Source organism: Pseudomonas sp. AGC41 (assembly GCF_057334555.1).
The window spans coordinates 41,919-51,575 of sequence record NZ_JBHFJB010000020.1; the positions used below are offsets into that span (position 1 = coordinate 41,919).

Sequence of the window (9,657 nt, forward strand, 5' to 3'; positions counted from 1 at the left end):
GCCTGGAGCCATGTCTGTCATGACTTACAACTTGTTCCAGGCCATCGGCCAATCAGCGCCGACGCCAGGTTCAAAACCGGTCGCCGTAGGGCTGTACTGTTTGCAATAGCCGGAATTGGGGAATGGCTTACATTCGAAGACTTCGTCAGTCTTGGGCTGCAAGACTTTGGTACCCGCGACGTAGCCTTGGATGCCTTCAGGGAAAACGAAGTCGTATTCGATGCCTGCGCCCTCACCTGTCAGCACGACGCTGCGAGTCTCCTGGCGAGTGGTACGGCCATCCAGGGTGGTGCCGGTCAGGGTCAACGTGTGGGAACCCGGTGTGCTGCGTATGTCCATCAGCAAGGGGCTGGTACCCTCGTCGACCGTCTGGGTAAGATTACCGACCTGTTTGTTCTTCTCGTCGAACAGCGCCACGTCGAGATTCATCTTGCGCGTGCTCTGCACGGAAAACTCCAGGCCGACCTTGCCCTTCACCAGTTCGTATTCCGGCTTGAGGGAAGCGATACCCAGTTGAGCCCCGGTGTCCTCCTTCATATCGAGCTGAACTTCATAACGGATAACACCGCTTTCTTTCTGGGCATAAATGCTGTTCGTGCCCTTCACCGGAGTAATGTTGCCCTCCTCGTCCCGGACGCCGACGCGAATATCGGCATGAGCTTTATTGATCGCTTCGGCCAGTTTGAACGACCAGTTCCCAGGCTTGCCTTCCTCGACGTTGCCGACGCCGATCTCTACGCTGTATGCGGGGCTTTCACCGGTTTCGGAAAATGCACGAGCCTTGACTTTGTCACCGGCGAGCAACGCGATCGAAGGGGCGATGCTCCCCACCGGCGTCCAGCCACCCGGTAGCGAGGCCTCTGCAAGAATGTTTACATCCGCCACGTTGTGGAAGGCAGCAGCGGTATCATTCACCGTCCAGATTGCCAGGATGACATGCTGCCCTGTCTTGCTGTCCGGGATGACGCAATTGTGCGGTGTACCCGGTTCCGGTTTTTCGCCGCGACCATCCACCGCGCAAAACGGTGTGCCCTCGAACGAAGCCCGCGACAGCGCCACGTTCGGGTTCCAGCCGTCGCGGGTGATGAAGTACTCATGTTTGGTGGCGGGATGCACGGCGGTGTAATCCCATTTGAAAGCGATGTTGCGGTCCTTGATTTCAGTCATATGCCAGCGTGTAGCGGTCTGGACATCAAGGGCGGAGAACCGCTCATGGCCGCCGCTGGCAATCTTGCCATCGAAAGGGCCTTGTCCAGGTGCGCCGCCCGCACCGGCAGGGAAGCCCTTGAACGTTTCGCCCACGCTTTGGGGTTCGTGCTGCGCACCACCGCAGTCCTTGTTTTCACCTTTTTGACACAACAATGCGCGCGACGGTGGCACTTCCAGGTATCCATGAGCAACTGCGCCTTGCGATGCCATCAACACGGCTACCATCACCCATGAAGACGCGCATCCGGTCAATATATTGCGCTTGCTGAAGTTAATATTCATATACATTCCAGGCTGTTCTTAGAGTTTGTACATCACCTCATGAAAGCCGCGGAAACCGCTTTGCGCCGCGCCTTTGAAGTGGCACGCACGATATATAGATCTGAACTTTTTTAATGTAGGAAAAATCTTCCCTCTCAGAAGGAAAAATCCCTTCATTAATTCGTCAGACAGAAATTAGGTTTTTATAATGATTTATTAAACGCACTAAAAACAGGCGCAAATAAATAAAACGCATTGTTTATTGATTTAAAAGAGAATAAAAAAAGCCTGTCCGGCACGAGTCCGGACAGGCCAAGTCAACCAAGAGGCGATTACACGTGATATTGCGCCGACAACTCATGTACCGCCCGCAGGAAAGCCCCGGCGTGTTCCGGGTCGACTTCCGGGGTGATCCCGTGACCGAGGTTGAACACGTGTCCGCTGCCCTTGCCATAACTGGCGAGGATCCGTGCGACTTCGGCACGGATGGCTTCAGGCTTGGCATACAGCACGGTCGGATCCATGTTGCCTTGCAGCGCGACTTGGTCACCGACACGCTCGCGGGCATTGCCGATGTCACAGGTCCAGTCCAGGCCCAGGGCGTCGGCGCCGGCCTCGGCGATGCTTTCCAGCCACAACCCGCCATTCTTGGTGAACAGAATCACCGGGACTTTGCGGCCTTCGTGTTCGCGGATCAGGCCGCTGACGATCTTGCGCATGTAGGCCAGGGAAAACTCCTGGTACGCCGCCGCCGACAGGTTGCCACCCCAGGTATCGAAGATCTGCACCGCTTGCGCACCCGCCATGATCTGCCCGTTGAGGTAGGACGTGACCGACTGCGCCAGCTTGTTCAGCAACAAGTGCATGGCCTGGGGATTGTCGTAGAGCATCGCCTTGGTCTTGCGGAAGTCTTTCGACGAGCCGCCTTCGACCATGTAGGTTGCCAGCGTCCAAGGGCTGCCGGAGAAACCGATCAGCGGGACGCGGCCGTTCAGTTCGCGGCGAATGGTGCTGACCGCGTCCATGACATAGCCGAGGTCTTTCTGCGGATCTGGAATCGGCAACGCCTCGATGTCAGCCAAGGTGCTGACGACTTTCCTGAAGCGCGGGCCTTCGCCGGTCTCGAAGTACAAACCTTGGCCCATGGCGTCAGGGATGGTGAGGATGTCGGAGAACAGGATCGCCGCGTCCAGTTGCGGATAGCGGTCCAACGGCTGCATGGTGACTTCGCAGGCGAACTGCGGGTTCATGCACAGGCTCATGAAGTCACCGGCCTTGGCGCGGCTGGCGCGGTACTCCGGCAGATAGCGACCGGCCTGGCGCATCATCCACACTGGGGTGACGTCTACAGGTTGCTTGAGCAGGGCACGAAGGAAACGGTCGTTCTTCAGGGCAGTCATGTCGGCATCCGGAAAAAAAGTGCGGGCATTTTCTCAGAGCGCGACGCAAAAGGCACGGCAAGAGCCGTGCCTTTTATCTATCGGGGCAATTTGTCGCGGTGGAACACAGGCGTCTAACACCACAAAACAACTGTGGGAGCGAGCTTGCTCGCGATGAGGCCGGCACATCCAACATTGAAGTTGGCTGACAGACCGCTTTCGCGAGCAGGCTCGCTCCCACAGGGTTACTGCATTTCACGCTTGGAGGCGGGTCAGACCTGCAAGTAATCCAGAATCCCTTCCGCCGCATTGCGGCCTTCGAAGATTGCCGTTACCACCAGGTCCGAACCACGGACCATGTCGCCGCCGGCGAAGATCTTCGGGTTGCTGGTCTGGTGCTTGTACTGGCCTTGTTCCGGGGCAACGACGCGGCCCTGGCTGTCGGTCTGGATGCTGAACTGCTCGAACCACGGCGCCGGGCTTGGACGGAAGCCGAAGGCGATGACCACGGCGTCGGCCGGGATGATCTCTTCGGAACCGGGGATCGGCTCGGGGCTGCGACGGCCACGGGCATCCGGTTCGCCGAGACGGGTCTCGACCACCTTCACGCCTTCGACCTTGTCTTCCCCGACAATCGCAATCGGCTGGCGGTTGTAGAGGAATTTCACGCCCTCTTCCTTGGCGTTCTTTACCTCTTTGCGCGAGCCCGGCATGTTCGCTTCGTCACGACGATAGGCACAGGTCACCGACTTGGCGCCCTGGCGGATCGAGGTGCGGTTGCAGTCCATCGCCGTGTCGCCACCACCGAGTACCACGACCTTTTTGCCTTTCATGTCGACGAAATCTTCCGGCGACTTTTCAAAGCCCAGGTTGCGGTTGACGTTGGCGATCAGGAAATCCAGCGCGTCGTAGACGCCCGGCAGGTCCTCGCCGGCAAACCCGCCCTTCATGTAGGTGTAGGTGCCCATGCCCATGAAGACCGCGTCGTATTCTTCGAGCAGTTGCTCCATGGTGACGTCCTTGCCCACCTCGGTGTTCAGGCGAAACTCGATGCCCATGCCGGTGAAGACTTCGCGACGATTGCTCAACACGCTCTTTTCCAGCTTGAACTCGGGGATGCCGAACGTCAGCAGGCCACCGATTTCCGGGTTCTTGTCGAACACCACCGGGGTCACGCCGCCACGCACCAGCACGTCGGCACAACCGAGGCCCGCCGGGCCCGCGCCAATGATTGCCACACGCTTGCCGGTCGGCTTGACCTTGGACATGTCCGGGCGCCAGCCCATCGCGAACGCGGTGTCGGTGATGTACTTCTCCACCGAACCGATGGTCACCGCGCCAAAACCGTCGTTGAGAGTACAGGCACCCTCGCACAGGCGATCCTGCGGGCACACCCGGCCGCAGACTTCCGGCAAGGTGTTGGTCTGGTGGGACAGTTCGGCGGCCTGGAGGATGTTGCCCTCGGCCACCAACTTCAGCCAGTTGGGAATGAAGTTGTGCACCGGGCACTTCCATTCGCAATACGGGTTACCGCAACCCAGGCAACGGTGGGCCTGGTCGGCCGACTGCTGGGGTTTGAACGGCTCGTAGATTTCCACGAACTCTTTCTTGCGTTGACGCAACAGTTTCTTCTTCGGATCCTTGCGCCCGACATCGATGAACTGGAAGTCGTTATTCAGACGTTCAGCCATTGTTAAAACCTCATCAAACTCTTCAGGCGCATATCACTGCGGGTTGGCACGGGTGCTGGAAAGCAACGACTTCAGGTTGGCCGCTTTCGGCTTGACCAGCCAGAAACGACGTACGTAATCATCGAGGTTCTCAGCGAGTTCACGACCCCACTCACTGTCGGTTTCCTCGACGTATTCGTTCAGCACGCGTTGCAGGTGGCTGCGGTAGGCTTCCATCGCCTCGCCGCTGATCCGCTGGATTTCCACCAGTTCGTGGTTGACCCGGTCGACGAAGCTGTTGTCCTGGTCGAGCACGTAGGCGAAACCGCCGGTCATGCCAGAGCCGAAGTTGTAACCGGTCTTGCCCAGTACGCAGACGAAACCACCGGTCATGTACTCGCAGCAGTGATCGCCAGTGCCTTCCACCACCGTGTGGGCGCCGGAGTTACGCACGGCGAAACGCTCACCCGCGGTGCCGGCGGCGAACAGCTTGCCGCCCGTGGCGCCGTAGAGGCAGGTGTTGCCGATGATCGCACTGTCCTGGGTCCGGTAGACACTGCCCTTGGGCGGAACGATGACCAGCTTGCCGCCGGTCATGCCCTTGCCCACGTAGTCGTTCGCGTCACCTTCCAGGTACATGCTCAGGCCGCCGGCGTTCCAGACGCCGAAGCTTTGCCCGGCCGTGCCCTTGAAGCGGAACGTGATCGGCGCGTGAGCCATGCCCTGGTTGCCGTGCTTGCGGGCGATCTCGCCGGAAATCCGCGCGCCGATGGAGCGGTCGCAGTTGCAGATATTCAGCTCGAACTGCGCACCGCTCAGGTCATTGATCGCCGAAGCGGCCATGTCGACCATCTTCTCGGCCAGCTCGCCCTTGTCGAAGGGCGGGTTGCGATCGACCTGGCAGAATTGTGGCTTGTCCGCCGGGATCAGGTCGCTGCCCAGCAACGGGGTCAGGTCCAGGTGATGCTGCTTGGCGGTCTGGCCTTCGAGCACTTCGAGCAGATCGGTGCGGCCGATCAGCTCTTCCAGCGAGCGCACGCCCAGCTTGGCCAGCCACTCACGGGTCTCTTCGGCCACGTAGGTGAAGAAGTTCACCACCATGTCGACAGTGCCGATGTAGTGGTCCTTGCGCAACTTCTCGTTCTGGGTCGCCACGCCGGTGGCGCAGTTGTTCAGATGGCAGATGCGCAGGTATTTGCAGCCCAGGGCGATCATCGGCGCGGTACCGAAGCCGAAGCTCTCGGCACCGAGGATGGCGGCCTTGATCACGTCGAGGCCGGTCTTCAGACCCCCGTCGGTCTGCACCCGGACCTTGCCGCGCAGGTCGTTGCCGCGCAGGGTCTGGTGGGTTTCCGCCAGGCCCAGTTCCCACGGCGCGCCAGCGTACTTGATCGAGGTCAGCGGCGAGGCACCGGTGCCGCCGTCGTAGCCGGAGATGGTGATCAGGTCGGCATAGGCTTTCGCCACGCCAGCGGCAATCGTGCCGACCCCGGCTTCCGCCACCAGTTTCACCGAGACCAGGGCCTTCGGGTTCACCTGCTTGAGGTCGAAGATCAGTTGCGACAAGTCTTCGATCGAGTAGATGTCGTGGTGCGGCGGCGGCGAAATCAGCGTCACGCCGGGCACCGCGTAGCGCAGCTTGGCGATCAGGCCGTTGACCTTGCCGCCAGGCAACTGGCCGCCTTCGCCGGGCTTGGCGCCCTGGGCAACCTTGATCTGCAGCACTTCAGCGTTGACCAGGTATTCCGGGGTCACACCGAAGCGGCCGGTGGCCACCTGCTTGATTTTCGAACTCTTGATGGTGCCGTAGCGCGCCGGGTCTTCGCCGCCTTCGCCGGAGTTCGAACGCGCACCGAGGCGGTTCATGGCTTCGGCCAAAGCTTCGTGTGCTTCCGGGGACAAGGCGCCCAAGGAGATGCCGGCGGAGTCGAAACGCTTGAGTACCGACTCCAGCGGCTCCACTTCGCTGATATCCAGCGGCGTGTCGAGGGTCTTGACCTTGAGCAGGTCGCGGATCATCGACACCGGGCGGTTATCCACCAGCGCCGTGTATTCCTTGAACTTGCTGTAGTCGCCCTGTTGCACGGCGGCTTGCAGGGTGTTGACCACGTCCGGGTTGTAGGCGTGGTATTCGCCACCGTGGACGAACTTCAACAGGCCACCTTGCTGGATCGGCTTGCGCGGGCTCCAGGCTTCAGCGGCCAGGGCTTTCTGCTCGGCTTCGATGTCGACGAAACGGGCGCCCTTGATACGGCTCGGCACACCACGGAAGCTCAGCTCGCAGACTTCTTCGGACAGGCCTATGGCCTCGAACAACTGCGCGCCACGGTACGAGGCGATGGTCGAGATGCCCATTTTCGAGAGGATCTTGAGCAGGCCCTTGGTGATGCCCTTGCGGTAGTTCTTGAACACCTCATAAAGGTCGCCCAGTACTTCACCGGTACGGATCAGGTCGCCCAGCACTTCGTAGGCCAGGAACGGATACACCGCCGAGGCGCCAAAACCGATCAGCACCGCGAAGTGATGCGGGTCGCGAGCCGTGGCGGTTTCCACGAGGATGTTGGAATCGCAGCGCAGGCCTTTTTCGGTCAGGCGATGGTGCACCGCGCCGGTGGCCAGCGAGGCGTGGATTGGCAGCTTGCCGGGCGCAATATGACGGTCGGTCAGAACGATCTGGGTACGCCCGGCGCGCGCGGCTTCTTCAGCCTGATCGGCGACGTTGCGGATCGCCGCTTCCAGGCCGACGCTTTCGTCGTAGTTGAGGTCGATGACCTGGCGTTCGAAACCGGGACGGTCGAGATTGGTCAGCGAGCGCCACTTGGCCGGGGAAATGACCGGCGAGCTGAGGATCACGCGTGAGGCGTGCTCTGGCGATTCCTGGAAGATGTTGCGCTCGGCACCGAGGCAGATTTCCAGGGACATCACGATCGCTTCGCGCAGCGGGTCGATCGGCGGGTTGGTCACCTGGGCGAACTGCTGGCGGAAATAGTCGTACGGCGTGCGCACGCGTTGCGACAGCACGGCCATCGGCGTGTCATCGCCCATGGAGCCGACCGCTTCGTAGCCCTGCTCGCCCAACGGACGCAATACCTGATCACGCTCTTCGAACGTCACCTGGTACATCTTCATGTACTGCTTGAGCTGGTCGACGTCGTAGAAAGCCGAACCGTGGTCGTTGTCTTCCATGGTCGCCTGGATGCGCAGGGCATTCTTGCGCAGCCATTGCTTGTACGGATGACGGGACTTGAGACGGTTGTCGATCGCGTCGGTGTCGAGGATTTGCCCGGTTTCGGTGTCCACGGCGAAGATCTGCCCAGGGCCCACGCGGCCCTTGGCGATGACGTCTTCGGGCTGGTAGTTCCACACGCCGATTTCCGACGCCAGGGTGATGAAACCATTGGTGGTGGTGACCCAGCGCGCCGGACGCAGGCCGTTACGGTCGAGCAGGCACACCGCATAGCGACCGTCGGTCATGACGATACCGGCCGGGCCGTCCCACGGCTCCATGTGCATGGAGTTGTATTCGTAGAAGGCGCGCAGGTCCGGGTCCATGGTCTCGACGTTCTGCCAGGCCGGCGGAACGAGCATGCGCACCCCGCGGAACAGGTCGATGCCACCGGTCACCATCAGTTCGAGCATGTTGTCCATGCTCGAGGAGTCCGAACCCACGCGGTTGACCAGCGGGCCAAGCTCTTCGAGGTCCGGCATCAGGTCGTTGGCGAACTTGGTGCGACGGGCCACGGCCCAGTTGCGGTTGCCGGTGATGGTGTTGATTTCGCCGTTGTGGGCGAGAAAGCGGAATGGCTGGGCCAGCGGCCATTTCGGCAGGGTGTTGGTGGAGAAACGCTGGTGGAACACGCAGATCGCGGTTTTCAGGCGCTCGTCGCTCAGGTCTGGATAGAAGGCGGTGAGGTCCGCCGGCATCATCAGGCCTTTATAAATGATGGTCTTATGGGAAAAGCTGCAGATGTAGTGGTCGGTGTCGGCGGCGTTGGCCACGGACGACCGACGACGGGAGCTGAACAGCTTGATCGACATTTCCTGGTCGCTCAGGCCTTCACCGGCAATGAACACTTGCTCGATCAGCGGCAGTCGCTCGAGGGCCAGGCGGCCGAGGACGCTGGTGTCGATCGGCACTTTGCGCCAGCCGACCAGTTGCAGGCCGGCGGCGAGGATTTCGCGGTTCATGTTCTCGCGAGCGGCTTGTGCCTTCACCGGATCCTGGTTGAAAAACACCATGCCCACGGCGTACTGCTTGGGCAGGGTCACGCCAAACGTTTCCTGGGCGATGGCACGCAGGAACTCGTCGGGCTTTTGAATCAGCAAGCCACAGCCGTCGCCGGTCTTGCCGTCGGCGTTGATCCCACCACGGTGGGTCATGCAGGTCAGGGCCTCAATGGCCGTTTGCAAAAGGGTATGACTGGGCTCGCCCTGCATATGGGCTATCAGGCCGAAACCGCAGTTATCCTTGAATTCATCTGGTTGGTACAGACCTGCTTTCATAGACACTTTCTCACCAGGCTGCCTCTTACCGAGGCAAATTTCTTTTCAATTCAGCCAGTTGCGTGCCGCGCCGAACGTACGCCAGCTTTGCGGGGGCAAAAGGGAGGTCATTGTACACACCGACACAGAGGCTCACAAATTTGACGACGAACTGTCGCAAATCCATGTCGCATTTGTGAAAGGTTTAAAGCTATATGCTGTGCTAGTCAAAACTTTTTTGGGTTCGACCACTACGACTCAAACGCTACTGTGACGCAGACACCACAAGGCGCGCGGCCTGAAAGGTCGCCCGCCCTTGCGGAAATTTTGAGGTTGCCGGGAGAGGCGGCCTGGGTAAGGCCGCCGAATCATCAGCGAGTTGTTGCCAGTTCCTGTTGGACGCTGGCGACAGTGCGAGGCCAAGGTTTACCAGCCTGGACCTTCGCTGGCAAGGCCTTGATGGCGGAAACGGCTGCGTCACGATTGGCAAAGCTGCCGTAGGTGATGACATAAAGCGGCTTGCCGTTGAGCACTTTCTTGAAGTAACGGTACTCGCCGCCCTGCTCCTTGACGAAGTTCTGCGCAGTGGCTTCGGAACTCGTGCCGAGGATCTGCACCACGTAGTTGCCCGGTGCCTGGCCCGCGTACCAGCTACC

5 protein-coding genes are annotated in these 9,657 nt (G+C 60.3%); all 5 read right to left on the bottom strand.

The features are described 5' to 3' along the window. Positions 1-24: 24 nt before the first annotated feature. Entirely contained in the window at positions 25-1,491 is a 1,467-nt protein-coding gene (gene gbpA, locus ACE04F_RS02470) for an N-acetylglucosamine-binding protein GbpA (RefSeq protein WP_486104563.1), read from the bottom strand. Positions 1,492-1,802: 311 nt separating this feature from the next. Next, a complete protein-coding gene (gene hemE, locus ACE04F_RS02475; protein ID WP_486104565.1) occupies positions 1,803-2,870 on the bottom strand; it encodes a uroporphyrinogen decarboxylase in 1,068 nt (355 codons plus the stop codon). A 251-nt stretch (positions 2,871-3,121) separates the two neighbouring features. Further along, the gene (locus ACE04F_RS02480; protein WP_305497346.1) at positions 3,122-4,540 is read right to left on the bottom strand and encodes an FAD-dependent oxidoreductase; all 1,419 of its coding nucleotides are present in this window, start codon (positions 4,538-4,540) and stop codon (positions 3,122-3,124) included. 33 nt (positions 4,541-4,573) lie between these two features. Continuing rightward, positions 4,574-9,022 (bottom strand): glutamate synthase large subunit, encoded by a 4,449-nt coding sequence (gene gltB / locus ACE04F_RS02485; RefSeq protein WP_486104567.1) that lies wholly within the window; start codon positions 9,020-9,022, stop codon positions 4,574-4,576. 350 nt (positions 9,023-9,372) lie between these two features. Further along, positions 9,373-9,657, bottom strand: a 285-nt coding sequence (locus ACE04F_RS02490) for an SPOR domain-containing protein (protein ID WP_486104569.1), incomplete at its 5' end; no start/stop codon positions are given.

Coding starts and splice junctions, on each gene's coding strand:
- ACE04F_RS02480 (WP_305497346.1), bottom strand. CDS start 4,540: ATGGCTGAACGTCTGAATAACGACTTCCAGTTCATCGATGTCGGGCGC.
- gltB (WP_486104567.1), bottom strand. CDS start 9,022: ATGAAAGCAGGTCTGTACCAACCAGATGAATTCAAGGATAACTGCGGT.
- gbpA (WP_486104563.1), bottom strand. CDS start 1,491: ATGAATATTAACTTCAGCAAGCGCAATATATTGACCGGATGCGCGTCT.
- hemE (WP_486104565.1), bottom strand. CDS start 2,870: ATGACTGCCCTGAAGAACGACCGTTTCCTTCGTGCCCTGCTCAAGCAA.